This window comes from Arthrobacter sp. SDTb3-6 (assembly GCF_013376095.1).
Lineage (GTDB): Bacteria > Actinomycetota > Actinomycetes > Actinomycetales > Micrococcaceae > Specibacter.
Map to the genome: position 1 here is coordinate 1 of NZ_JAAMFN010000125.1, position 893 is coordinate 893.

Annotated in this window: 1 protein-coding gene; it reads left to right on the forward strand. The window is 68.5% G+C overall.

Annotation, left to right across the window (positions count from 1 at the left end):
- Nucleotides 1-99 precede the first annotated feature (99 nt).
- On the forward strand, nucleotides 100-893 hold a 794-nt coding region (locus G6035_RS19605; protein WP_176618776.1), incomplete at its 3' end, for a creatininase.

Below are 893 nucleotides of genomic sequence, written 5' to 3' on the forward strand. Positions count from 1 at the left end.
AGCGGTGGCCCGCACCAACCTGCCTGCCGCACGCGCGCCGTGCAGCAGGCAGGTGTACAGCACGCAGAGCACGCAGAATTCAACGAGGAGCCACCCCCGATGGACAAGTCAGTATTCCTGGAAGACATGGACGCCTTCGCCTACCGCGAAGCCCTCGCGTCGGGGAAGGCCACCGTCCTCATCCCGGTCGGGTCGCTGGAGCAGCACGGACCACACCTGCCGCTCGGCACGGACACCGTCCTGTCCAAGCACTTCGCCGAGGGCATCGCCAGGCGGCTGGGGGCCCTCGTCGCACAGCCGATCGCCTACGGGTACAAGTCCCAGCAGAAGTCCGGCGGCGGAAACCACCTCCCCGGCACCACCAGCCTGGATGGCGCGGCCCTCATCGGCATGACGCGCAACCTGGTCAAGTCCTTCCTCAACCAGGGCATCCGGAACGTGGTGTTTGTCAACGGGCATTTCGAGAACTACCAGTTCCTGTACGAGGGCATTGACCTGGCACTGGAGGAGCTGGGGATCGGGCCGGGGGCCGAACAGAGCGTCCTGCTGCTTTCCTACTGGGACTTTGTCAGCCAGGAAACGCTCTCACAGGTCTACCCCGGCGGCTTCCCGGGCTGGGACATCGAGCACGGCGGGGTCCTGGAGACCTCGCTGATGCTTCACCTGGAGCCGGCCCGCGTTGCCATGGACCGACTGGTCGACGGCCCGGCCGCGGTGCTGCCGCGCTTCGACCGGCTCCCCGTGGTGCCGGAACGGACGCCGGCCACCGGATGCCTGTCCTCCGCCGCCGGCTCCAGCGCGGCCAAGGGCGAACTGCTCTACGGGCAGGTCGTGGCCGAGCTGGCCCTGGACCTGGCGGACGAACTGGCCCTGCAGCCCGAGGGGGTGCCCGC